Origin of the sequence: Corallococcus sp. AB030, assembly GCF_003668965.1 — a bacterium.
In the GTDB taxonomy this organism is placed as follows: Bacteria; Myxococcota; Myxococcia; order Myxococcales; family Myxococcaceae; genus Corallococcus; species Corallococcus exiguus.
On the sequence record NZ_RAWQ01000072.1, the window covers coordinates 1 to 23,945 of the forward strand.

Here is a 23,945-nt window from a genome sequence, read left to right on the forward strand (position 1 = left end):
GGTGTGGGGCGGCGCGGGGCTGGAGCGGCTGGTGGGAGCGGGCACGAGCGTGTCCGCGCTGGGCATCTGCGTGGGGATGATGGTGACGACGCCGCGCTACCTGTCCGCGCTGGCCTCCGGAGAGCGTTCGCTGTTCGGGCTGGAGCGCATGTCGGCGTCGGGAGTGCCCATGCGTGCGCTGGCGGTGACGTGGGCGCTGGTGCTGGGGTTCGTGAACCTGGGGGACTTGTCGGAGCTCTTCGCGCTCTCCGCCATCGCGGTGCTGATGCAATTCGGTGTCACGGCGGCGGCGCTCGCGGTGCTGTCTCTGCGGCGGGAGCGGAACCTGCGGCCGGTGCACGCGCTGCTGGCGGTGCCCACGCTGGTGCTGGGGCTGACGCTGGTGGCCTTCGGCGCGAGCGCGCGGGAGGCGGCGGTGGCGTCAGGAGCGGTGCTCGCGGGCCTGGCATTGATGCGCCTATCGCGGCCGAGGGAGCCAGCGCCCGTCCGCCTGTCCTGACGCCTTCGCACGTCAGGAGAGCGGGCAGGCCTTGGGACAACCCGGCACGTTGTGTTGCGAAGGAGGGACCGGGCCGGGACACTCGCGAGGCGATGCTCGGGTATCAGGCGAATGCGCAGTGGCGGGACATGTCTGACTTCGTGGTGCATTTCACGAAGCCCGGGCCCCCGTACCACGACGCCTACCAGAACATGATGAGCATCCTGGGAGCGCGCACGCTCATCCCGGGCGCGGAGGGGTTTGGCATCGCGCGGCGGGAGGCGGCGGTGGCGGACCGGCACCGCTCGGTGTGCTTCAGCGAGATTCCGTTGGATCAACTCGCGAGGCTGGTGCAGCGCCGGAGTCTGTACGGCATCGCCTTCCGGAAGAGCTTCATCCTGTCGCAGGGCGGAGGCCCTGTCTGGTACGTGCAATACGGCTCCCCGGCACACCTGGCGATGAAGCACCAGTTGGACCAGGCCCTGGCGGCGAAGGAGCCCCAGAAGGAGCCCGTGTGGGCGGTGACGCCCTTCGTGGACATCCAGGGTGACGCGCACAACGCGCCCTACAGCTACCGCTTCGACTGGGAGCGGGAGTGGCGCGTCCCAGGCCTCATGCGCTTCACGGAGTACGACGTGGCGGCGCTCTTCCTGCCAGAAGAGGTCCACACCGTGGCGAGGGACTTCTTCGCCTGGGCCGTCCGCGAACGCGCGGGTCCGGGCTACTTCTGCCCGGTGTTGGATCCGGGGTGGAAGGCGGAGCAGATCATGGAGGCGCTGGCGAAGCACACGCAGGCGCCGGTCGCGACGGAGCGCAAGAGCGCGCCGGGGTGACCCGCCTCAGGGCTTGTGCTTCTTGAGCCGTCTCTCCAGGTGGGCAACAGGCGAGAAGAAGTAGGCCCGTGCGACCTGCTCTCTCTCCAAGAACCCCGCGGCTTCGAGGTCGAGCAGGTCCTGTCGGGCGGTTTGATAAACCACTCCGTGCCGACGCCGGTGCGACTGGATGTCGTAGCGCGCGGTCGGATGGTGGAGGGCATGCGCCAGCAATTCCCGCTGCCGGGGATTGAGGCCCGCATCCTCCTTGAGGAGGAGATCCACCTGCCGGGCCTCTTGCCCCTTCCGCTCCAGATACGCGTAGAGGTCATCGGTCGCGCGTTGGATGACGTCCAGTTGGTGCAGGAGGAAATAGGTGAGGTCTCCCCGGTCCGTCTCCGTGAACAGGAACGCCCGGCTGTATTGCATCTGGGCGCGCTGGATGATCCGGGAGATGGAGAGGAACTCCGCGATCCAATATCCCTCCCGGATCATGCTCCAGTAGAACAGCGCCCGTGCGGTGCGGCCGTTGCCATCCACGAAGGGATGGTCATAGGCGAGCATGAAGTGGATCACGATGGCGCGCACGACGGGATGGATGAAGACGCTCCCGTCGGAGCCATTCGCGAACGCACAGAGCTTCCGTAATCGGCCGGGCAGCTCACTGGCATCAGGGGGGACGTGGAGGATCGCTCCACTCGCCCGGTCCTGGACCGTGACGGGCTCATCGCCGTGCCGCAAGCGGCCCTCTTCGCCTGGGTCGAGCGTGTCACGCGTGATGGTTTCGTGAAGCTCCAGGAGCAGGGAGGTCGTCAGCGGCACATGCGCATTCCGGCGCATCAGCTCCATGGCCTGGAAGTTGTTGAAGATCATCCGCTCGTCCTTGGTCCGAGGCGGACGTCCCTGCTCCAGCATCTCCCTGGCAACCTTTCGGGTCGTGGAGGCACCCTCCAGCTGACTGGAAGTGATGGCTTCTTCCATCAACGATTCGACGATGTATCGGTCCCGGACGCCTGCATTGGCCAGTTGAGGGTCCGCCAGTTCCAGCCCCTTTCCGAGCTGCCGGTCGATCCGGTGCAGGCCCGAAAAAAGCCCGTCAGGACGGGTGAAGGAGAACGGCTGCCCCGTCTTGTCCAGGAGCGGCAGGTCGGCGCCCAACGTGGTTCGCGCGGTCTTGACCCGGTACCACCACTCCTCATGCGTCATGCCCTCTGGCGCGGGATGCCGGCGAAGCTCGTCCCAATGGAGATAACGCCCGTCGAGCTCTGGCCCCACGGCCTTGTGCTCCAGCAGAGCGACAAGGTGCTCCTTCCCTGACCTTGCCACCGTCTGGACGAATGCATGGAGGTCGGGAGGCGTCGCGGGGAGTCGCATGGGCTTGAACTCCCAATCTACTACTAATTTCGAATGAGATTAGTAGTCCCTCACCGCACGCGTTCGATGCGGTGCTTGCGGCCCTTGATGCGGCCCTCGCTCAGCCGCTGGAACGCCACCTTCACCACGCGCTTGGAGACGGCGACGAAGGCGTGATGGTCGTGGATTTCAATCTTGCCCACGTCCTCCGCCTTCAACCCGCCCGCATCGCCCGTGAGCGCGCCCAGGATGTCTCCGGGCCGCATCTTGTCCTTGCGCCCCGCGGAGATGGACAGCGTCTCCCAGCCGGAGATGAGCGACACGCCCGGCACGTTCTCCGGCACCAGCGCGTCCACGTCCCCCTTCTCCAGCTTCACGCCCGTCGTCCCTTCGATGTCCTCCACCTTGCGGCTGTCCGAGCGCGTCACCAGCGACAGCGCCAGCCCGCGACGGCCCGCGCGCCCCGTGCGGCCGATGCGATGCACGTACGCCTCCGGCTGCTGCGGCAATTCGTAGTTCACCACCGCGTCCAGCGCCTCGACGTCGATGCCCCGGCCCGCCACGTCCGTGGCCACCAGCACGCGCGTACTGTGATTGCGGAACTTCGCCATCACCCGGTCCCGGTCGAACTGCTCCAGGTCGCCCTGCAACCCGTCCGCGCTCACGCCCGCCTGCACCAGCGCTCGCGTCAGCTCCACCACCACCGCCTTGAAGTTGCAGAACACGATGGCGGAGGCCGGCTGGTGCTGGCGCAACAGCCGCAACAGCAATGTCTGCTTCTCCTCCGGCGTGCACGCGTACCCCACCTGCTGGATGTCCGGCGCGGCCTCCTCCTGCGCCAGCGACACCCGCACGGGGTCCTTCTGGAACGCGCGGCTCAGCTTCTCGATGTCGTCCGGAAACGTCGCGGAGAAGAGCACCGTCTGCCGCTTCGAGGGCGTCGCGCCGAGCACCCGCTCCATGTCCTCCCGGAAGCCCATGTCCAGCATCCGGTCCGCTTCATCCAGCACCACCGTGGCCAGGTGCCGTGTGTCCAGCACCTCGCGGTCCAGCAGGTCAATGATGCGCCCGGGTGTCCCCACGCCGATGTGCGCGCCCTTCTCCAGCGCCTCCACCTGCGGCCGGATGGGCTGCCCGCCCGCGAGCGCCAGCACCTGCACGCCCGGCATGCGTCGCGCGAGCCTGCGAATCTCTCCCGCCACCTGCGCGCACAGCTCGCGCGTGGGGCAGAGCACCAGCGCCTGGAGCCGCCGGTCCTGAGTGAGCTTCACCTTCTGCAGGATGGGCAGCGCGAACGCCGCCGTCTTCCCGCTGCCCGTGCGCGCCTGGCCTACCAGGTCCTTTCCCTGCAACAGCACCGGGATGCTCTGTGCCTGGATGGGGGTGGCGGTCTTGAACTCCAACTCCTCCAGCACCTGGAGCAGCGGGGGCGACAGCGAGAGCGCGGAGAATTCCATCGGAGCCTCGGGGGACGGAGGCACGGGGCGCCTCGGGAGATCGCGCCCTTGTACCAGCCTTCCCACGCCGGACAAGCCCGGCGCCCCCCTACCCCGCCCAGCCCGCCACCTCGCTCGCCGTCGCCTGGGCCAGCTTCGCAGCGGCCGCCGGGTCCACGCGCGCCGTGACGAGCACCCCGATGACCGCGCCCAGGAGCAGCTCCACCCGGCGCGCCACCGTCTTGCGCGGCAACACGCCCGCCCGGGCCGCGCCCTCCAGGGCCCGCGTCAGGTGGCCTCGCAGGAGCGCCCGGTAGTCCTCCACCGCCTGCTTTGCCTCCGCGTCATGCGGGCCCAGCTCCGTGGCCGTGTTCACCAGCAGGCAGCCCCGCCGGGTCAGCGCTGGCGGCGCGGTGGCCATGGTCGCCGCGAGCGACTCGAAGTACTCCGTCACCTGCTCGAGGCCCGGCGCGTCCTTCGCGAAGACACCCAGCCGGGGCCCGATGACCTCCTGGAGGTACAGCGCGATGGTCCGCGCGAACAGCCCGCGCTTGCTGTCGAACGTCTGGTACAGGCTGGAGCGGTTCAGCCCCGTCGCGGCCTCCAGGTCCGACAGCGACGTCGCCTCGTAGCCGCGCGACCAGAACACTCCCAACGCCGCCCGCACCGCCTCTGTCTCGTCGAACGCCCGCGTCCGCGCCACGTCACCCTCCTTGACAATTCTGAACTGACCGTTTCAATATGAATTCGGAACTGACTGGTTCAGAATATCCCAACCCCGGAGGGGGAGTCATCATGTCGCCACTGGCACAGGTCTTCGCGGTCATCGCCGCGCTCATCCACGTGTTGTTCTTCGTGATGGAGAGCATCGTCTTCTCGCAGCCGAAGGTGTGGAAGCGCTTCGGGCTGAAGTCGCAGGCGGACGCGGACGTGGTGAAGCCGATGGCGCTCAACCAGGGCTTCTACAACCTGTTCCTCGCCGTGGGCGTGCTGGTGGGCGTGGCGGTGGTGCACTCGGGCGCGGTGGCGTCGGGCGTGGCGGCGGTGGTGTTCGGCTGCGGGTGCATGCTGGCGGCGGCGGTGGTGCTGGTGAGCAGCAACCGGAAATTCCTCGTGGCCAGCATCGTCCAGGGCGCGCTGCCGGCGCTGGCCATCTCGCTCGTCGTCCTCTGAGCGGCGTTCCGCTCAGGCGTGACGGTCTCGAAGACTTCGGCGTCTGGCAGGGTGAGGACGGCCCGGCCCGCTTCGCCCAGCTTCTCGCGCGGGACGTCCCGGAAGCGCTGCACGAAGCTGGCGGACGGGCGGAGCGTGAGGGACTGGCCGGTGTCGCGGTTGCGGAACGTGGTCGCGACATCCTCCGGCGAGGGTGTGGTCTCCAGCGACAGGTTGAGCTTGCCCAGGCTGGCGCCGGTGGCCGCCGCCGCGCCGTCCGCGACGCAGGTGTATTGGACCTTCGCCGGGCTGTGATGGACGACCTCCAGCTTGAAGCTGCCCCGGGGCAGGCCCAGTTGCTGGAGCGCGTAATCGCCCATCCGGTAGCCCGCGACCGCCCACGGCCCCGCGCCACCATGCACCAGCGCCACCCGTTCCAGCGCGCCCGGTTCAGCGGGTGCGGGCACGGTGGGCTTCGCGCCCGCGCAGCCCAGGGTGAGGCCCAGCGTGACGGTGAGCAGAAAGTGGCGGCGCAGGGTCATGGGTGGCTCCGGTGAAAGACAGGCGAGGCGTGTTCTACCTGGAAGCATCAGCCGCTGACGACTGACCGGTCTGGTGTGTCAGGGCTGGATGGCAGAGTGGCCTCCAACGCAATACCTCCTTTGGGACCGCCACGCGATGGCACGACCCAGGCAGGCTTGCGTCACATCCCGGGGGGAACATCCAGGTGACACAAGGCTTCAACCGAACGCACTACGTGCCCATCCTCAAGTTCATGCAGGGAGAGCGCGATGCCCTCGCGCAGCTTGAGGCCGCGCAGCGCCAGCGGGTGACCCCGCTCTTCGAAATCCGGCCGCTCAAGCCCAAGCGAGAGAAAGACAGGCGGAAGACCCTCCGCATGGAAACGCTGGAGGAGTTGCTTGCCAGGACGGGGCCTCATCTCGCGAAGTCGATCCCGAATAGCCGTGCCTTCATCGACGGGCTTCACCTGGCACCCGCGCAGACGATGGCCTCCGGAGAACATCCCCTGACCTACGTCCTGGCGAAGGCCAGGGAGGCTGGAGTCGCGCTCGTCCCTGTCACAGGCCCTGAGCGTGACTCCGAATACCAGGTCGCGGTCAGGTCTGCGGTCGCCGAAGACCAGCGGGGTGTATGCGTCCGCATTCGCAAGAAGGAGCTGTTCGGGGACGACCTCGACGAGGCGCTTTCGTCGACCCTTCGAAAGACAGGGACGACTCGTGAAGCCGCCGACCTGGTGCTGGACCTGGGCCCCATCGCGGCAGACGACGTGGGCGTGCTCTCGAAGAGTCTCCCGGGCGTCATCGGCGCTATCGATGGGCTGATGGCCTTTCGAACGCTGACCGTGGCGGCCGGCGCATTTCCGCGGTCCATCAGCGACATCAAACTGCCGACAAAGGTCCAGCGTGCCGACTGGATCCTGTGGCGAATCCTCTCCGGGAAAGCGAAGTCGCTCGTTCGGGTGCCCACCTACGGCGACTACGCCATCCAAGGGGCACAGCCTCCCTCAGCGGACGCGGCACTCCACTCTGGAAGCCCCAACATCCGTTACACGGCGGACGACCACTGGCTCGTGGTGCGCGGCGGCGCATTGAAGCGACTCGGATATGAGCAATACGCCGCGCTGGCACAGTACCTGGTGGAACAGGAGTGCTACGCCGGGCGCACCTTCAGTCAGGGCGACGACTACATCTTCGGATGCGCCGGTGGAGCAGAGACGCCCGGAAACCCGGCCGTGTGGCGCAAGGTGGGAACAAACCATCACATCGCGAAGGTGCTGAAGCAGCTCACCAGTCTTCACGCGCCTTGAGCAGGCGGCGGACCTCCACGCGCAGCACTTCAGCTGGCAGCACTTCCACCAGGCGCTCGTAGAGCATCTTCCGGGGCTTGCTCCGCAATCCCTTGGCGGCCTCCCGTGACTCCAGGAGCTCCAGCGCCTCGTCGCGCCAGAGCAACCGGACCAGGGCCGACATCTGTTGCTGGGGATTGCGCCGGCCCTTGCGCAAGGGGCTCAACCTGACCGAACCATCGCGCTGGGTCGTGGCAGTCTTGACGCCCCACCATGCGGGGATGAGACCGAGGGCCTGTTGCACATGACGGGCGCCCACGACGAGCGTGGCCCTGTCGAGCACCGCGCTGTACGCCTCGACCTGTCGCGGAAGCCGCTCCAGGGTGTCCCGCTCACTCTTCAGCTCGTAGCCATGGAGTTCACCGTTGATGACGGCCACGTCCACGAAGACCTGCCCGTGCTCCAGACCCAGCTCCTCACGGATGAGGGTTCCAGGGTCACTCGCGTGAGTGGCCTTGAGGCTCGCAGTGAGGGCCTGTCGCACGTCGAAGTCACGCATGGGGCGGCGAAGTCTACGGGCCAGGCTGGGCGAACGCGACAGGTCAGAGCGCGTAGCCGACCATCAGTGACGCGGAGGCCCTGGGCACCAGCGCCGTGCCGGAGTCTCGCTTCGCCATGACGCCTCCGGCGGAGGCGCTCAAGAGCATCGACAGGCGGCTTCGCACGTCCAGCCGCACGCCCCCGGTGACGAGCGCCAGCGGTTCCAGCCCGAAGCGCGCATCTTCATCCGGGATGCGCGACTGGAAGACCGCCAGCGCCCCGGCCTCCAGCGCGCCGCTGAACGTCCAGGCTCCGAGCTTCCAATGCGGCCCCGCGCCCAGCCGCAGCTCCAGCTCCGTCTGCTGGAAGGACACCCTGCTGCCAGTCCCCCGCCGCACCGCGAGCCCCAGGCCCGACGTGTCCACACCGGTGAACAGCCGCCCTTCGCGCACCAGGCGCACGTCCAGGCCCGCGAGCGACGACAGGCCCGACACGATGCCCGACGTCAGCGATGGCCCTACCGCGACCAGCAGCGTCGACCCCGCCCCACCCTTTCGCGCGAGCCTCATCCTCGCTGCCTGCTCCAGGGGCTCGCCTCCCACCGACACGGCTCCGTCGAGCGGCACCCTCACCGACCGCTCCAGATATCCGTCCTCCGCTCGCAGCAGCAGCCGGTACGCGCCGGGCGCCACTGCCAGCGTCGTGGGGCCCTCGCCCTTCTCCAGCTCCGCCACCAGCGCGCCACTCTCCGACGCCATGACGAGCCAGCGGCCCGGGGCCTTCACGTCGAGCGTCAGGCGGCCTCGCGCGCGCTGGGGCTCGGAGAGGATCAACTCTCCGCGGCCGCTCAGGTCCATGCGAAACGTGGGGCGCTGCATGCCTCCCGGTGAGACGAGCGTGGACTCCAGCGTCCTCGCGTAGGCGTAGCGGTAGGCCTCTTCCAGCGTGACGCGCCCATCTCGCGAAGCATCGGCCGCTCCGCGCAAACCCACCGCCAGGTGGTGCGTGAAGAAGGAGCCCTGCAACGCATCCGACTCCTGGGCGTACTCATCCGCGCCAGACGCGCTGATGACGACCCGGCCCTCCAGGTCCGAGGCCTCCATCGTGATGGGCGCGGCCACCGGCTTCAGGCCCTTCAATCGCGTGGCGACACCGGAGCGGCACGAGTCCAGGATGAGCAGCCCCACTCCCACCGGGGCACCCTTGAGGAAGTCCACCAGCTCGCGCATCGGCAGCTCGGTGCCGCGCAGGTGCAGGCTGCCGTCGCCCGCGTGCGACGACACGTAGAGCAGGAGCCAATCCCTCGGCGAGGCTTCCACGGCCAGCCGCGCCCGGAAGCGCGCCAGGGCTTCGCGCAGCTTCGCGGCATCCGTACCCAGCAGCGTCATCGTGCGCTCTGGCGGAACGGTGCCCACTTCCTGGAGCACCTCGCGCATCCGCTGCGCGTCCGTCTCCGCGAAGCGCAGCCGCTCCTCGCTGGCCAGGCCTTGGTTCTCTCCCACGACCAGCGCCCAGCGGCGCGGCGCTTCCTCCGCGGCGGCGCCCGGAAGCGGGCCCAGCACCATGAGCAGCACAGCGAGCAGCCTTACTCCCAGGCCCCATGCCCGGCAGCGCGGCGACTCCTCTACTGCCGCGCCCGGAAGCGGCTCCGGCACCGCGAGCAGCTGTCCCCCCAAGCCAAGCGCCCAGCGGCGTGCCCCTTCTTCAGCGCGCCTCAGCGGGCTCGGCACCGCGAACACCCGAACACCCAGGCCCAACGCGCGGCTCACGGCACGACCCTCAGCAGCGTGCGCGCCTGCGCCTTCCCGATGGTCTCCGGCGTCGCCACCTCCAGCGGGCCCTGCCCCTTCCCGCGCGCCTCCGCGACGCGCGCAGTGAGCGCCTCCCGCGCCTGCTCCACGTCCAGCGGCGCATCCGAGAAGAACGCATGCAACGCCACTGACCCCGGCGTCACTTCCAACGCGGGGAACAACCGGACCTCCGCCCCTGGCTCCACCGTGCCGCTCGTCTGCCCGTCCCTCGGCCAGAGCGGATCCACCGCGCCCGCTTCATCCACCGCGAGCACCAGCACGTTCCGGTACGGCCCCGTGCCCACCGCGAGCGTCATCTGCTCGCCGGGCTTCGCGTCCTGCACCGGCGTGCCCTGCACGGACAGCAGCCGCAGCGCCACGGTCCCCTTCAGCCGCACGCCGTCCTCCGCGCCTCGCGGCACATAGACGACCATCGCGAGCCCCACCGCCAGCGCGGTCACCAGCGGCACGCCCCAGCTCCACCAGGGCCTCGCGGACCGGGCGCGCTTCTCCTCCAACCTCGCCAGCACCGCCTTCGCTCGGGGCTGGGCCAGGCTCGACGCTCGCGCCTGCCGCATCCGCTCGGCGATCATCCCGCAGGCCGGGCAGGCGGCCACGTGCCGCTCCGCGCGACCCGAGGCATCCAGTCCCGACAGCCACTCGTCCAACTCCAGCCGTGTCAGGTGCTCAGCCACGCTCTGCCTCCAACGCTTCCGGCAGCCGCCCCAGCTCCGCCGCCTTCTTCCGGATGGAGTCCAGGTCGCGGACGATGGTCTTTCGCGACACGTCCAGCATCCCGGCGATCTCCTCCTGGGTCAGCCCGTCGAAGAAGTGCAGCGTGGCCACTTCCAGTTCGCGCTCGCCCATCCGCCCCACGAGGTGGCGGATGAAGTCCGCGGCCTCCCACTGGCTGGGCGTGAGCGCCGCGGCCTCCGGCGCCTCCAGGAGCACCGGCTCCCGCAGCTGGCGCGAGCGCAGCGCGTTGAGACACAGGTTGGTGGTGACGCGGTACACGTACGTCATGGGACGGGCCTCCCGTCGGAACCGCGCGCCAGCCGTCAACATGCGCTCGAAGACCTCCTGGACGATGTCCCAGGCGTCGGCATCGCGTCCCAGCAGCGCGAGCGCGCGACGGTGCACCACGGGCGCGAAGCGCTCGTAGAGCTCCCTGAGCTCCTCCGCACCGAGCCCGCTCGCCATCCGATGGGTCCGACCTTCCTTTTCGTCCTTGAGACACCCGGCCCCGGCGGCCTGGGACATCGCATCGCATCCGCGATGGGCTGTGGAATACTAGTCGTACCCCGGCGGCATGTCCCAGGCCGGCCGCACCGGGTGTCCCAACCGCCGTGAAACGACTCGCCATCGCCATCCTCGTCGCGCTCCTGGGCGCCTGCTTCGACCCGCTCTACGAGGACCCCGACGAACCAGGCGAAGAGTCCTGGGCCGTCTGCTGCGTCCGCAACCAGGTGGACACCTGTCTCTGCGAGGACTCCAACGGCTGTGAGATCCGCTTCCAGGCGTGCTCGGCCGGCACCTGCACGCCGTCGCTCCGGGACAGCTGCGAGACCCTCCACGGCAGCCAGGACGGCGGCACGAGCTTCGACGGAGGCGCCGGCGTCGACGCGGGCGTGGAGGCCGACGCGGGCACCGGAATCGAAGATGGCGGCGTCAGCACCGACGCGGGCACCGGAATAGAAGACGGCGGCGTCAGCACCGACGCGGGCACCAGCACCGACGCAGGCACGCCGCCGGTGTCCTACGCGCCGTGCTGCGACGCACTCACCCGCCGCGTCACCACCTGCCGCTGCGAGGCCACGGGCTGCTCCAGCGCTTCCTTCACGCCCTGCGCGTCCGGCCGCTGCGCACTCAACGGGGAGTCATGCGGATAAGGTCTCCCGCGGAATGAAGGGCACCTTCCATTCGCTGCGCGGCTACAACTACCGGACGTGGGCGGCCGGAGCGCTCGTGTCCAACGTGGGCACGTGGATGCAGCGCACCGCCCAGGACTGGCTCGTCCTCACCCAGCTCACCCACAACAACGCCACGGCCGTGGGCGTGGTCATGGCGCTCCAGTTCGCGCCGCCGCTGTTGCTCCTTCCCCTGACGGGCTTCGCGGCGGATCACTTCGACCGGCGCAAGCTCCTGTTCGCCACGCAGGCGGCCCTGGGCGCGCTGGCGCTGGGCCTGGGGCTGCTCACGCTCTCCGGACACATCCGGCTGTGGCACGTGAACGTGTTCGCGTTCCTCCTGGGGTGCGTCACCGCGTTCGATGCCCCCGCGCGCCAGACGTTCGTATCGGAGCTGGTGGGCGAGGAGGACCTCGCCAACGCCGTGGCGCTCAACTCCACCTCGTTCCACGCCGCGCGCATGCTCGGTCCTGCCATCGCGGGGCTGCTCATCTCCGCCGTGGGCTCCGGGTGGATGTTTGTCCTCAACGCGGCCTCGTTCGGCGCGGTGCTCTGCTCGCTGAGCCTGCTTCGCGTGAATGAGTTGCACGTGAGGGACCGGGCGCTCCACACACGCGGGGGCCTGCTGGAAGGCTTCGTCTACGTCGGGAAGCGGCCCGACCTGGTGGCGGTGCTGACCATGTTCTTCCTGATTGGCACCTTCGGCCTCAACTTCCCCATCTTCATCTCCACCATGGCCGTGCGCGTCTTCGGTCAGGGCGCCAGCGGCTACGGGCTCCTCACGTCCATCATGGCCATCGGCTCCGTGACGGGCGCGCTGCTCTCCGCCCGGCGCGCGCAGCCTCGCATCGGGCTGCTGGTGACGGGGGCCGCGGTCTTCGGAGCGGGGCTCACGCTCGCGGCGCTGATGCCCGTCTATGCACTCTTCGCCGTCACGCTCGTCGTCATTGGCGTGTCCGCGCAGACGTTCACCACCACCGCGAACAGCCTGGTGCAGCTGTCCACCGATCCGTCCATGCGCGGGCGCGTGCTCGCCATCCTCCTGGCCATCGCGCTGGGCGGCACGCCGCTGGGGGCCCCCATCGTCGGGTGGGTCGCGGACACGTTCGGTCCCCGCCAGGCGTTGGGCGTGGGCGCCGCGGCGGGCTTCGTCGCGGCGCTCATCGGACTGCGCTACCGCGCGAAGGCGGCGGCTACTTCTTCTCCAGGATGACGGCGTAGAACTCGATGCCCACGCCCTGCCGGTCCTCCTCGGTGATGGAGTCGTCCGGCAGCCCCAGGAACCGGCTCACGGTCTGCACGCCACCGGGGCCCGGCGTCCACGGCTTGCAGAGCTCCAGGTACTCCGGCAGGGAGAACAGCTCGAAGCTCTCCCCCATCTTCTGGAACATGCCCACGAACTGCTCCCACTGGGGCGTCGTCTTCGCGGGGTCCTTCGTCTCGAACGTGGTGAAGAGCCGGGAGCCCGGCGCGGCCCAGTCGTAGAGGTCGCGGAAGAACTTCTGGTTCTCCTCCGCCTTGAGGAACACGGTGATGCCGTTGGCGCCCAGGGCCACCTTGCGCTCGCCGCCCAGGAAGTCGCGCACGTCGGGGCGCTCTAGGAAGGACTTCGCCTGGCGGATGTCGCACTCCAGGTAGCGCACGCGCGGCTCGTTCCCCAACAGCACGCGCGCCTGCGCCATCGTCAGCGGATTGATGTCCGAGTACAGCACCTTCACGTCCGGCGGCAGCACGCCGTGCACATGGTCGTTGGTGGGCAGGCCGGACGCGAAGTCCACCCAGTGCGTGAAGCCCTCCGCGGACAACCGCTTCGCCGCGCCCTGGAGGCATGCGCGCAGCATCCGCACCCACTTCCGCGTGGAGGGCAGCAGCGAGAACATGTACTCCGCCGCCTGCCGGTCCGCGTCGAAGTTGTGACTGCCGCCCAGCGTGTAGTCGTAGATGCGTGCCGCGTCGGGAACCTGGGGATTCACGCCCGGCACGCGGGCCAGCTCGTTCACATCCATGGTCGTCGCTCCATACGGTTCGGGCCCCCCACCCGCGTCGTGCGACTGCCCGTGTCGACGGGTGAGCCTGCTGCCCGGGCATTGTGCCGGTCCGCTCGCGCGGTTGCACACTTCCTACGGAGTCACGCCCGCGACCTGGCGCAGCAATTCCAGCGGCCCCAGCGCGGCGACCGCGTCGAACTGCTCGGGCGTGCGCACCAGCAGCGACCCCGCGAAGCCCAGCGCGTTGACGTTGACGCCCAGGTGCTCCGCGCGGCTCCGAGGCACGAGCAGCATCCAGTCCCGGGTGACGAGCAGGTTGTACGGCGCGTGCTCCGCCAGGCCCAGCCCGTCCCGCAGGAGCCGGTACGCCGCCAGCATCCGCGCGCCCTGCCCCGGCGCGCCCCACGGCCCCAGGCCCGCCAGCAGGTGCGCGAACGGCAGTGACTCCGCGGCCACCACGCGGCCCGGCCCCGGCAGCACGGGGAACAGCGCCTCCACGGGCGCGCGCAGGCGGTCTGGCCCCAGCGGCGGCACCAGTTGCAGGTGCTTGTGGCGCTGGCTGGCGCCGGCCGTCTCCCCCGCGTTGTAGAAGGCCAGCCCGTCCAGCCCCTCCAGGCACGTGGAGAGCGCGTCGAAGTCCGCGGGCGTCAGCAGCGCGTCCTGCGACTCGAAGGCCCGCGTCACCAGCAGCAGGTGGTGCTCCACGACGTTGAACTTGTTGAGCAGGCACACGTGCGCGGGCGCCACGTCCCCCAGCACCAGGTCCGGCTCCGGGTTCGCGAACGGGTTGAACGGCTCCGAGCCAGACGGCGCCGGACGCTTGCGCTCCTTGAGCGCCACCCGCCCCAGCACGCGCACCTGGAACTCCGTGCTCGCGGCCGGCACCGTGCGCGCTTCCGTGGCGATGGGCTGGAGCGCCCCGGTCTCCAACGCGTGGCGGGTGACATCCAGCGTGCGGGGCCACAGGGCGGCGGGCGTCAGCGGTGTGGCGTTCACGGGCGGGCTCCTGGCGCGAGACCTTCCAGTCTGTGCCGTCCGCTGACCCAAGCGTCAACCGGCTTCCGGTGGGAGAACGCTCCGGATGTCCGCCTCAGCGCGGAGGAGGACGGAAGACGTACTGGTACACCTGCGGCTCGCTGCCGGGCGGGTACTGGGCGTCCATGAAGGCCACGTGTGCGCTGTGGGTGATGAGCACGTCCTGGAGGCTGTCGTAGAGCACCACCACGTTCGTGGCCTTCCCCGTGGGGTCCAGGTCCACGCGCACCTTCAGGTTGCCCTTGAGGTCCGGCTTCTCCATCAGGTGCTCCAGGTACAGCGCCACCAGCCCCAGCGACACCCGGTCGTAGATCTGCTCCACCGTGCCCTTCGCGGGCGAAGCGGGCAGGTGCAGCTTCTTGGTCAGCTGCGCGGCCTCCTCCGCCGCCTCGGGCACCGGCCGCTCCGGAGCGGCAAGCGCCGCGCGGTACGCCGCCATGGCTTCGAAGTAGCGCTCCAGCTTGAGCAACAGCCGCGCCCTCCGCACCTGGATGTCCGCGCGCTCCGGGGCCAGCGCCGCCGCCTGATCCAACCGCGCTTCCGTGGCGGCCACGTCCTGTTTCGCTTCCGCCAGCGTCGCCAGCCGTAGGAGCGGTTCGGGGTCCTTGGGCGTCGCCGCGGCCAGGCGCACCAGGGCCTTCGCCTCGTCCTCCGGGCGGTCGAGCTCCACGGCGAGCTTCACCCACGTGGAGAGCACCGCGGGCTCCGCGCCCCCGAGCGTCGAGTAGCGCTCCAGCATCTTCACCGCCTGCGCCTTGTCGCCCGCGGCGAGCCACGCCTCCGCCTGCCGCCGGTGCGCCTCGCGGTCATGCGGCTGGAGCGCGACGAGCAGCGCGCCGGCCTCCGCGCCCGCCTTCGCGTCTCCGGCCTCGCGCGCCAGTCGCGACAACACCTGGAGCGCCTCCGGCTGCTCGGGCCAGTCCTTCACCGAGCGGACCAGCAACGCGCGCGCCTCCGCCGCGGCTCCCGGCCGGCCCGCCAGGAGCAGCGCCAGGTCCGTGCGGAAGCGCGGGATGTCCAGCTTCGTCAGCGCCTCACGCAGCCGGGCTTCCGCCTCCGCGGGCTTGCCCTCCGCCTGGAGCCGCAGTCCGTCCGCCCAGAGCGCGGGCGCGAAGCCGGGCACCGCCTTGCGCGCGGTCTCCAGCGGCGCGGCCGCGTCCTTCAACATGCCCCAGCGCACGTAGACGAGCCCCATCCCCACGTGCGGCCACGGGTTCTCCGGGTACACCACCGCCAGCGCCTTGAACTCGGCGAAGCTCTCGTCCGAGGGCAGCGCGAGGAAGGCCCGGTACACCCGGGGCATGGGGTCCTTGGGAGCCTTCGCCTGCTGCGCGTCCAGCTCCGTGCGCAGCGTGCTGGGGCTGCCCTGGACCCGCGCCGTATCCACCCGCTGGAGCATCGCCATGCCGTCCGCGGCCGGCGCGGGCACCGGCCGGGCGCCCAGGGCCGGGAGCGCGCACAGCACGGACAGCAGCAGGCACGTCAGGACACGGGACGTCATCGGGAGGTCAGCCAGGGGGAGCCAGGGCGCCCGGACGCTACCAGATGGACGCTCCCCGCGAGGGCTGGGAGTGTTTACGCACCTTGCGTGAATTTCGCGGATACACGTGATGTTTCACGGGTGCGGGAACGGGTGGAATGGCCCTGGAGGATGACCGCGCTTTCGGGCGTTGGACGTCGCCCGGGCGGTAGGTCTTGACCAGAACGCGCGGTGCTGGGCGGAATGGCCCCCATGGCCACCGCCGAGAAACTCGTATTCCCGACCATCGTCGAAGGACTCTTCGTCCGGGGACTTTCCGGGAAGGTGCCCTTTGCCCTCAAGGAGCAGCTGCGCAAGGAGGGCCTGGACCTGGACCGGCCCCTGCAGCCCGCGTACTCGCTGGACACGTGGACGCGCTGCGTGGCGCTGACGGCGAAGACGCTGCACCCGGAGCAGCCGGATCCGGTGGCGTGGCGGATGCTCGGCGAGCGGATGATCGACGGCTACCGCGACACGATGGTGGGCCGGGCGCTGCTGGGCGTGCTGCGGCTCATCGGGCCCAAGCGGATGCTCCTGCGCACGCAGCACAGCTTCCGCACCGGCAACAACTACACCGAGGTGCGCATCACCGAGCGCGGCGAGCGCGAGGCGGACCTGTGGCTCAACGAGCCCGGCCTGCTGCGCTACTTCAAGCAGGGCGTGATGCTGGCCACGGTGCGCGCCGCCAGCGGCCCGGCCACGCAGGTGGACGTGGTCCAGTTCGACGACGACAGCGTCACGTACCGCGTGTCCTGGGGCGCTCCGGGAGCCTGAGTCACCAGCGTCCCCCTGCTCGCGGATCCGCGACCCCGGGGCCCCTTGCTCGCACCGGGCCCCATCTGCCAGCGTGAGGGTCTGCGCGCGGCGTCGGGGCCGTGAACGCCGCGCGAAGAGGGGGATTCATCCAAATGCCGTCGCGCAAGCGCGCCAACCTGCCGCGCTGGAACGGTCATCAGCAGGGGTTCTTCGAAATCTGGTTCCTGGTGGTGCTCGACCCGGGCGGAGACCGCGCCTGGTGGTTGCGCTACACCCTGTTCACGCCCGCGCCGGGCAGCGGCGGCGAGCCTCGCGCCACCCTGTGGGCGGCGGCGTTCGACTGCGCGTCCCAGGACCGGCCCTCGGTGGCGCTCAAGGCCATCCATCCGGCCTCCGCGTTCACGGCGCTGCCGAACGGCGGCGTGCGAATCGCGGACTCGGAGCTGACGCCCGGCCACGTCCACGGACAGGTGGCCAGCGGCGGGCACTCCATCGCGTGGGACCTGCGCTTCCAGGGCGGACACCCGGAGCCCGTGCGCCGCGAGCCGCGAGGCACCGCGCTGCTGCCCCTGCCCACGCAGGTGGCCCACGTGCACGACGACGTCCTCTTCGAAGGCACGGTGACGGTGGACGGCGAGCGCATCGACGTGAAGGGCGCGCCCGGCCTGCAGAAGCACCTGTGGGGCCACCGGCGGCTGGAGGAGCTGACGTGGCTGTACTGCCCGCGCTTCTCCGAGGATCCGGACGCGCGGCTGGAGATCATGGCGGTGCGCGCGAAGCGCAAGCGGGGCCACCCACAGCTGTCGCCCATCTACCTGCGCACGCGAGACGCCGAGCACACGTTCCATGAAATGCCCCACGTGCTCTTGTCGCGCGTGACGTCGCCCGCGTCCGGGGAGCTGTCCTTCCGCGCCGCGTCCGCCACCGTGGCCGTGGAGGGCCGCGCGTGGTGCGACCCGCGCACGCTGGTGGGCTACGCGTACCGCGACCCCAAGGGCTGGGACGTGATGGTGGCCCAGAGCGACGTGGCCCGCTGCGAGGTGCAGCTGTTCTCCCGGCCCCACCCCTTCGCTGCGTGGAAGCCCACCGGGAAGCTGACCTCCACCGTGGGCGCGCTGGAGTTCCATGGCCCGGAGCAGATGCCGGGCGTGCGCTACATCCCATGGGACGGCACCGCGCTCGAAGCGGAAGGCGCGCCCAACGAGGATGCGCCCGCCCTGGGAACGGGCTGACGCCGGGCCACCCGCCTCCGCCTTCCGGGAGGGAGGGGCTTGTGGCGCGGGGCCCGGGGTACTGCCCGGGTGGCGCCCGGGCCTTGAGGGGGAGGACCTTCCCCCGCCTGTGGATGGGGACGGCCGTAGCCACCCTCTGGGGTGACGGCCCGCCGCTCCCCCGAAATCCATGCGCCATCGACTGCGGAGACACCTCCAGTCGCTCCTCCGGGTGGACCCCGGAAGACCGGCCCTGTGGGCGGGCATCCGGGCCGCCGTCGCCACCGCCCTGCCCCTGTGTCTGTCCTTCCTGACCACCGTGCCCCAGGCCGGCTGGGCGGGCCTCACGGGGCTGCTCGTCACGCTCGCGGACAAGGGCGGTTCCTACCGCGTGCGGGCGCGCGTCATGGGGGTGGTGACGGTGCTGGGGGCGCTGGTCGGCCTGCTCGCCGCGCCCGCGGGCCACACCTATGTGGTGGACGCCACGCTGCTGCTCCTGGGTGTCACCGCGGCGAACTTCGCGCGCTGCTACGGCGAGACAGCGGGCTCCGTGGGAGGGCAGCTCGCCGTCATCTTCGTCGTGTCGCTGGGCGCGCCCACCGCCTCGCCGCGAGAGGCGGTGCTGCGAGGCGCGGCATTGCTGCTGGGGGGCCTGTGGGCGATGGCGTTGTCACTGCTGCTGTGGCCGCTCAGGCCCTATCGCCCCGCGCGCCGGGCGGTGGCGCAGGTGTACGCGGGGCTCGCGATCGCGGCGGAGGACCTGGGAAGGGCCACGCGGGATGGAGCCACGGCCGAGTCGTGGGCAGCGGGGCTGAAGCGCCACGCGCGGATCCGCCCGGACATCGAACGGGCGCGCGACGTGCTCGCGGCCACGCGGCGCGGGAGGCCAGACGAGTCCCGGCGCGGCGAACACCTGCTGGTGCTGGTGGAGCTGGTGGAGCCCATGGTGGCGCTGCTCAGTGCTCTGGCGGAGGCGATGCAGGTGGTGGGGCGCGACCCGCACATGCACGCCACGCGCGAACGGGTCATCAGGCTGTGCGAGGCCTTCGGCGCGATGGACCAATGGGTATCGCGGGCGCTGAGGCAGGAGCGCAACGAGGGCATGCGCGAGCCGCCCCGGCTGGCGCTGAGACCCCGTCGCCGGCAGCCCGCGAGGATGGCCGTGCCCCCGGTGCGGCAAAGCGCGAAGGGGCCGCTGTCCACGCACGTCGCCACGCTGCTGGACCGGCTGCGCGAGCACGCGGGTGTGGCGCACGAGACGGCGTCGGGCCTGCTCTTCGGAGACCCGGTGTCGGCGCGAGGCAAGGGCACGGTGGGCGGTCCCAGACAGGCGCCGGGGTTCTCCCTGTGGCGGCCGATTCGCGACCACCTGCACGCGGACTCGGTGGTGCTGCGGCACGCGCTGCGCACGGGGATGGTGGCCACGGCGGCGCTGGGGCTGACGCGGGCATTGCAGGTGGGCGACGCGCACTGGGTGAGCCTCGTGGTCATCTCCATCCTCCAGCCCTACGCGGGCAGCACGGAGGAGCGCGTGCTCCAGCGCACGCTGGGGACGCTGGTGGGCGCGAGCCTGGCGGCGCTCATCGCGACCACGGTGCACACGCCGCCGATGATGATTGGCGTCATCAGCGTGCTGACGGCCATCTCCGTGGCGCTGCTGCCGCTGAACTTCGGCGCGTTCCAGGTCCTGCTCACGCCGGACTATCTCTTGATGGCCACGCTCAGCTCCGGGGATTGGACGGTGGCGTCGCAGCGCTCACTGGGCGTGCTCATCGCGGGGGCGCTGGCGCTGGTGGGCTCATGGACGCTGTGGCCCAGCCCGGAGCGCCGCCGCTTCCCGGACGCGGCGGCCTCCGCCCTGCGCGCGGACGGGAAGTACCTGCAACAGCTCGTCACCCACCGCAGCGGCACGGAGCCCGCGGTGAACGAGGAGCGCCGCCGCCTGGACCAGGCGCTGCTGGAGGCGGAGTCGTCCTTCCAGCGGTTGATGACGGAGTACCGGGGCCCGCCCGGGCACCTGGAGCCGGGCATGGCGCTGCTCACCTACGCGCGCAGGTTCGCGCTGGCGGTGACGGCGCTGGGCACGGGGCGCTTCGATGGGAGGACCTCCACGGTGCTGCCGCAGCAGCTGGCGCAGCGGGCCAGCGACAGCCTGGAGCTGCTCGCCAGCGCGTTGCAGGAGCGGCGCGAGCCCCCGCCCCTACCGGCCCTGGCGCTGCCACGCACCAGTGACGACCCCGTGCTGGGCGCGCTGCTGGAGCGCGTGCCCCGGCAGCTGGGCATCCTGCACGGCGCGGTGGCGCGGATCAGCGAGGATCCGTCGCTGCGCTGACGGACTTGGGCGGGGCGCAGGCGGACTGGTAGTCCTGGAGCTTGCGCTGAAAGCGCTCCCGTTCCGGCGCGGGCCATTCCGCGGGCAGCAGCTCCACGGCCTTCTGTTGTTCGGCCAGTGCGGCGGTGCACTGTTTCAGCCCGAACTGCGCGGCGGCGGCGGTCTCCAGCACATAGGGATTGTGGCTGCGTCGCACGAAGGGACGCACCGCGCCGAGGGCCGGCGCATACTGGCCTGACTGCACGAGCTGCCACGCGGCCTCGCTGGCGGCCCACCCGCTCCTGGGCGCCAGGAAGTAGGCGCGGGCGACGGCCTGGGGATAGAGCGGATCCCCTGGATTATTCTTCGCGAGCTCCCGGGCGAGGTTGAGCCATGCCGAACGGCTCTCGGGATTCTGGCGGACCCGCAGCCGGGCCCATTCCAGTTCTTGATGCCTGTTCAACGTGATCCCCTGCGGAACGAAGCGCACGTGGAAGGTGTAGTCGACACTCACGGGGTGCCCCGAGATGGTCGCGGGACGATATCGAGCCAATTGACACGCCGCGAGGTTCTGCTCGACGCCGGGCAGCCGCGCCCCTTCCACGATCTTGCAGTCACGCACCTGGCCATCCGCGCCGATGCGGCAGTGGAAGACCATGAAGGCGAACGCACCTGGCCTGAGCAGCGCCTCGGGATACGTGAAGGCCGCCGGCGAGCTCACCTTCGGACCGGTGAATGCCTCGGACTCGAGCCTGCAAGCTTCGGCGAGACCTGCCACACACGCGGCCACGATGTCCCGGAATGCGCTGAGGGCTGCATCCTCGCCGGGGGTCCCACCCAGCGTCCTGACCGCCTCTTCGAAGACAAGAGGTGCCTGCTCTGGCTCCAGCTTGAGCGGCGGCTTCGGCGCCACCTCGGCCCCTATCGCGACGTCCCACATCCCCGACGACGGTAGGCCCTTCTTCAACTGGAAGGCCTCCATCTCGGACATCAGATGGCCATGACTCGCGGGCAGGGTCGGGACGCCCGAATGGGCACATCCGGTGAATCCAAGCAGCAGGGACAGGAACAGCCAGCTCCAACGCATGGTCCGCACTCTAGACCGCGAGGCAGCGCTGGCGGAATTGGCCCAGCGAACAACCCGTGTCGCCGCGAAGCTGCGTATCCTGAAATCGGTTTCCTTCCGGAACGCACACCTGGAGCTGTCTGCTTGAAAGACGCCTCGAACGCCGCGCCCCCTGGCTGGCCCCGGAACACCGTGCGGGCGTTGCCCCTCCTGGTGCTCGTCCTGGCCTCGGCGTGCGCTTCGAACAAGCCCTCCCAGCGGAACACCTCCTGGGCGTCGCACTTCACCGAAGCGGCCGAGCGCATCGAGGCCCGGGCCCGCGCGGTGGGCCTGTCCCGGCTGCACGATGTGCGCGCGGAACAGACGGAGCTGCGCGGCTGGATGGCGACGTTGTCCAAGGAGATGGCGCTCGGAGGCGCCGAGGCCCAGGGGCCTGGACATGCCGCGCTCGGGCGGGGGGCGCTGGCCCTGGGCGACCTGAACGCGGCCATCGAGCACCTGGAGGCCGCATGGGGCGCGGGCTTTCGTGAGCCCTCGGTGGTGTGGGCCCGGGCCCTGGCGCTCAGCCAGCGCTACCGCGAGCAGCGCATCACGGCGTTGACGGTGCTGGATCCGGAGGAGCGGAGGGTGCGCGAGCAGGACACGGAACGTCAGCACCGCGAGCCGGTGCTCGCCCTGCTCCGTCAGGCCCGCGAGAAGGAGGCCCCGTCGGCGGATCTCCTCGCGGCGCTCATCGCCTTTCATGAGGGCAGGCTGGACGCGGCGGCCGCCCTGCTGGAGCCCATGGCCGCCTCGCATCCCTGGTTCGTCGAGGCGCCACTGCTGCGCGCGGATGTGCTGCTGCTCCGCGCCGCCCAGCTGTGGGAGGAAGGACAGGAGGGCGCGGCCCGGGCGCGGCTGGAGCACGGCCGCGAGGCCCTCGCCGCGGCCAGGACCACGGCGGAGAGCCAGATGCAGGCATACCTGGCGCAGGCGCGCTTCGAGGCCGCCGTCATCGCCGTCATCCGGACCGACCCGCCCGGCACCGTGCCGTTGACCTACGAAGCGGGTCTGGGGCCCGCGGGCAGTGCGCTCGGCGCCCTGGACATCGCGTCCCGGCTGGACCCCGCCGCCCCCGCACCGCCCTGTGAGCGGGCACGAATGCTCAATGCCCTGGCGGAGCATCCGCGTCGCAAGGATCACTTCCAGGGCCATCTGTTCAACGAAACGGTCGAGACCACCGACGCGATATTGGCCCGGGACCCCACCAGCCGCTGCGCCTACATGGAACGGATCCGGACCCAGGTGTCCCGAGCGGAGAGGGCGAGGCAGGAAGGTTACGGCCCGGATATGCCCAAGGAGCAGGATCTGTTGAAGGCCGTTCCCCCAGCGGGGCGGGACCTCGCGTTCCACCTCCTGCACGCCCGGGTCCTCGGACTCTGGGTGATCATCGAGAACGACTGGGGACATACCCGGGTCGGGGACCGGCACGGCGCGCACCGCGACCAGGCGCTCGACGTCTGGCGGACCATCCTCGCGCTCGAAGCGCGCATCCCCGCGTATTGGATCCAGTTCGGGGAGCTGCTCGTGGAGCGGGGCATGGACCCGTTGATGGAGGACGGCGCCGTGGACCTGGAACAGGCGGAAGCCGCCTGGGCCAAGGCAAGCACCCTGCGCACGAAGGCGCCCGGGTTGTGGCTGCTGGGAGCCCACGTCCAGATGGCGAAGGCCCTGCGAAGCCGGGCCCGGGGTGAGGAGTCCGGGAAGGCGTGGGAGACCGCCAGGGCACGCCTCCGCGACGGGCTCACCCAGCAGCCCCAGGAGTCGTCCCTGCATCACGCCCTGGGGCGGATCCTCCTGGAGCAGGCGAAGGAGCGTTGGGCACACGGAGGCAATCCCGCGGAGCTGCTCGACGCGGCGGAGGCGGCACAGGCGGCAGCCACGAAGCTGGACTCCGGACATGGCCCCGGGGTGCTGGGGCGGGCGGACATCGCCGCGCTCCGAGCGGAGTACGCCTGGCGGCGAGGAGAGGATCCCTCCCCCGACGTGGACAAGGCCGAAGCCCTCTACGCGCAAGCCATGTCCGAGAGACCCACGAAAACGGAGGCCATCCTGGGCCTCCTGCAGATGCTTCAAACCCAGGCGCGCTACGAGTTGGAGCAGGGCCGGGATCCCGAGCCCGCCCTTGAGCGACAGAGGAAGTCCATCGACCTGATGGCCATACTGACCGTGATCAACCGGGTCTCCTACCTGCGAATCGTGGGGGAGCACTCCCTCGTACTGGCCCGGTGGATGGCGCGGACAGATGCCAGTCAGGCGGAGACGCTTTTCAACAACGCGCAAGCGGCCCTGACCAAAGCCCTGGAGCAGCAACCTCGGAGTCAGGAGGCCCGTCTGGCCATGGGTGAGTTGAACCGGTACCGGGCGGTGGCGATGAAGGCCGCGGGGCAGGACGCGGAGCCCTTGCTGGCAAAGGGGCTCGCGCTGGCCGACGCATTGGTGAAGGAGCGCCCGAACTGGCCCGAAGCCCTGTTGCTTCGCGCGGCGCTCCTGCGCACGAAGGATCCGGCCTCGGCCCAGGCCCGCGCGGACCGCGATGCGGCGCTGAAGGTCAATGCCAACCTCGCGCCCGGATGGGTGCGTCAGTTCCCCGAGGATATGCCCAAGGTGCCTTGAGCGTGGCGATTCAGTGCGTCGCGCAAGCAAAATGCCCATGACCGCGTAAGGCTTTGTATCCTGGAATGGCACACGTTCCGGCCCGTCACGGAACGCACCAGGAGCCGCGCCATTGAATGACGTCCCGAG

At 70.3% G+C, this 23,945-nt stretch carries 20 protein-coding genes and 2 pseudogenes; 10 read left to right on the top strand and 12 right to left on the bottom strand.

Going from position 1 to position 23,945, the window contains the following annotated elements:
* Together D7Y15_RS18665 and D7Y15_RS18670 are read left to right on the top strand one after the other, a co-directional pair.
* Window positions 1-499 (top strand): annotated as a pseudogene (locus tag D7Y15_RS18665) (APC family permease); the annotation flags it as partial.
* Between the two features lie 128 nt (window positions 500-627).
* Window positions 628-1,311, top strand: coding sequence for an abortive infection system antitoxin AbiGi family protein (locus D7Y15_RS18670; RefSeq protein ID WP_233597515.1), 684 nt, complete (start codon window positions 628-630; stop codon window positions 1,309-1,311).
* A 6-nt stretch (window positions 1,312-1,317) separates the two neighbouring features.
* Here D7Y15_RS18670 and D7Y15_RS18675 read toward each other — a convergent pair whose 3' ends face one another.
* The 3 genes from D7Y15_RS18675 to D7Y15_RS18685 all read right to left on the bottom strand — a co-directional run bounded on the left by D7Y15_RS18675 (window position 1,318) and on the right by D7Y15_RS18685 (window position 4,782).
* Window positions 1,318-2,664 (bottom strand): Fic family protein, encoded by a 1,347-nt coding sequence (locus tag D7Y15_RS18675; RefSeq protein WP_120581403.1) that lies wholly within the window; start codon window positions 2,662-2,664, stop codon window positions 1,318-1,320.
* Window positions 2,665-2,714: 50 nt separating this feature from the next.
* Window positions 2,715-4,100 carry an ATP-dependent RNA helicase DbpA gene (dbpA, locus tag D7Y15_RS18680; RefSeq protein WP_121753435.1) on the bottom strand — a complete coding sequence of 462 codons (1,386 nt, stop codon included), beginning with the start codon at window positions 4,098-4,100 and terminating at the stop codon, window positions 2,715-2,717.
* Between the two features lie 88 nt (window positions 4,101-4,188).
* Window positions 4,189-4,782, bottom strand: a complete 594-nt coding sequence (locus D7Y15_RS18685; protein ID WP_121753436.1) for a TetR/AcrR family transcriptional regulator — start codon at window positions 4,780-4,782, stop codon at window positions 4,189-4,191.
* A 92-nt stretch (window positions 4,783-4,874) separates the two neighbouring features.
* Between D7Y15_RS18685 and D7Y15_RS18690 the strand changes: the two genes are divergently transcribed.
* Window positions 4,875-5,252 (top strand): DUF1304 domain-containing protein, encoded by a 378-nt coding sequence (locus D7Y15_RS18690; RefSeq protein WP_121753437.1) that lies wholly within the window; start codon window positions 4,875-4,877, stop codon window positions 5,250-5,252.
* A gap of 38 nt (window positions 5,253-5,290) precedes the next feature.
* On the opposite strand, the pseudogene D7Y15_RS46415 reads toward D7Y15_RS18690, so the two are convergent.
* Window positions 5,291-5,821 (bottom strand): annotated as a pseudogene (locus tag D7Y15_RS46415) (FmdE family protein); the annotation flags it as partial.
* Window positions 5,822-5,958: 137 nt separating this feature from the next.
* On the opposite strand from D7Y15_RS46415, the gene D7Y15_RS18700 reads away from it, so the two are divergent.
* Window positions 5,959-7,059: a beta family protein gene (locus tag D7Y15_RS18700; protein ID WP_121753438.1), complete on the top strand. Its 1,101-nt coding sequence runs from the start codon at window positions 5,959-5,961 to the stop codon at window positions 7,057-7,059.
* On the opposite strand, the gene D7Y15_RS18705 is transcribed toward D7Y15_RS18700, so the two are convergent.
* Genes D7Y15_RS18705 through D7Y15_RS18720 form a run of 4 tightly spaced genes read right to left on the bottom strand, consistent with a single transcriptional unit; the run spans window position 7,037 to window position 10,568 of the window.
* On the bottom strand, window positions 7,037-7,597 hold the full coding sequence (locus D7Y15_RS18705) for a sce7726 family protein (protein WP_121753439.1): 561 nt from the start codon (window positions 7,595-7,597) through the stop codon (window positions 7,037-7,039). The genes D7Y15_RS18700 and D7Y15_RS18705 overlap by 23 nt on opposite strands.
* A 43-nt stretch (window positions 7,598-7,640) precedes the next feature.
* Window positions 7,641-9,347 (bottom strand): caspase family protein, encoded by a 1,707-nt coding sequence (locus tag D7Y15_RS18710; protein WP_126933902.1) that lies wholly within the window; start codon window positions 9,345-9,347, stop codon window positions 7,641-7,643.
* Window positions 9,344-10,063 carry a hypothetical protein gene (locus D7Y15_RS18715; protein WP_121753441.1) on the bottom strand — a complete coding sequence of 240 codons (720 nt, stop codon included), beginning with the start codon at window positions 10,061-10,063 and terminating at the stop codon, window positions 9,344-9,346. Before D7Y15_RS18715 ends, D7Y15_RS18710 begins: the two co-directional genes overlap by 4 nt.
* Entirely contained in the window at window positions 10,056-10,568 is a 513-nt protein-coding gene (locus D7Y15_RS18720; protein WP_120576415.1) for a sigma-70 family RNA polymerase sigma factor, read from the bottom strand. Before D7Y15_RS18720 ends, D7Y15_RS18715 begins: the two co-directional genes overlap by 8 nt.
* A 146-nt stretch (window positions 10,569-10,714) precedes the next feature.
* Between D7Y15_RS18720 and D7Y15_RS18725 the strand changes: the two genes are divergently transcribed.
* On the top strand, window positions 10,715-11,257 hold the full coding sequence (locus tag D7Y15_RS18725; protein ID WP_121753442.1) for a hypothetical protein: 543 nt from the start codon (window positions 10,715-10,717) through the stop codon (window positions 11,255-11,257).
* Window positions 11,258-11,270: 13 nt separating this feature from the next.
* Window positions 11,271-12,488 carry an MFS transporter gene (locus tag D7Y15_RS18730; protein ID WP_121753443.1) on the top strand — a complete coding sequence of 406 codons (1,218 nt, stop codon included), beginning with the start codon at window positions 11,271-11,273 and terminating at the stop codon, window positions 12,486-12,488.
* Here D7Y15_RS18730 and D7Y15_RS18735 read toward each other — a convergent pair.
* From D7Y15_RS18735 to D7Y15_RS18745, 3 genes are all read right to left on the bottom strand, one after another.
* Complete coding sequence (locus tag D7Y15_RS18735; RefSeq protein ID WP_120576412.1) at window positions 12,469-13,281, bottom strand: SAM-dependent methyltransferase; 813 nt, start codon at window positions 13,279-13,281, stop codon at window positions 12,469-12,471. The genes D7Y15_RS18730 and D7Y15_RS18735 overlap by 20 nt on opposite strands.
* A gap of 114 nt (window positions 13,282-13,395) precedes the next feature.
* Window positions 13,396-14,259, bottom strand: coding sequence for an ATP adenylyltransferase (locus tag D7Y15_RS18740; RefSeq protein WP_121753444.1), 864 nt, complete (start codon window positions 14,257-14,259; stop codon window positions 13,396-13,398).
* Between the two features lie 94 nt (window positions 14,260-14,353).
* Entirely contained in the window at window positions 14,354-15,799 is a 1,446-nt protein-coding gene (locus D7Y15_RS18745; protein WP_121753445.1) for a hypothetical protein, read from the bottom strand.
* A gap of 231 nt (window positions 15,800-16,030) precedes the next feature.
* Here D7Y15_RS18745 and D7Y15_RS18750 point away from each other — a divergent pair, with 231 nt between their 5' ends.
* The 3 genes from D7Y15_RS18750 (at window position 16,031) to D7Y15_RS18760 (ending at window position 20,116) form a co-directional block, all read left to right on the top strand.
* Complete coding sequence (locus tag D7Y15_RS18750; RefSeq protein ID WP_120563545.1) at window positions 16,031-16,591, top strand: DUF2378 family protein; 561 nt, start codon at window positions 16,031-16,033, stop codon at window positions 16,589-16,591.
* Between the two features lie 134 nt (window positions 16,592-16,725).
* A complete protein-coding gene (locus D7Y15_RS18755) occupies window positions 16,726-17,805 on the top strand; it encodes a hypothetical protein (protein WP_121753446.1) in 1,080 nt (359 codons plus the stop codon).
* Window positions 17,806-17,974: 169 nt separating this feature from the next.
* On the top strand, window positions 17,975-20,116 hold the full coding sequence (locus tag D7Y15_RS18760; protein WP_121753447.1) for an FUSC family protein: 2,142 nt from the start codon (window positions 17,975-17,977) through the stop codon (window positions 20,114-20,116).
* Here D7Y15_RS18760 and D7Y15_RS18765 read toward each other — a convergent pair.
* On the bottom strand, window positions 20,091-21,182 hold the full coding sequence (locus tag D7Y15_RS18765; RefSeq protein WP_158629070.1) for an energy transducer TonB: 1,092 nt from the start codon (window positions 21,180-21,182) through the stop codon (window positions 20,091-20,093). The genes D7Y15_RS18760 and D7Y15_RS18765 overlap by 26 nt on opposite strands.
* A 123-nt stretch (window positions 21,183-21,305) precedes the next feature.
* On the opposite strand from D7Y15_RS18765, the gene D7Y15_RS45265 reads away from it, so the two are divergent.
* Window positions 21,306-23,816, top strand: a complete 2,511-nt coding sequence (locus D7Y15_RS45265; protein ID WP_199745945.1) for a hypothetical protein — start codon at window positions 21,306-21,308, stop codon at window positions 23,814-23,816.
* The last annotated feature ends 129 nt before the right edge of the window (window positions 23,817-23,945 follow it).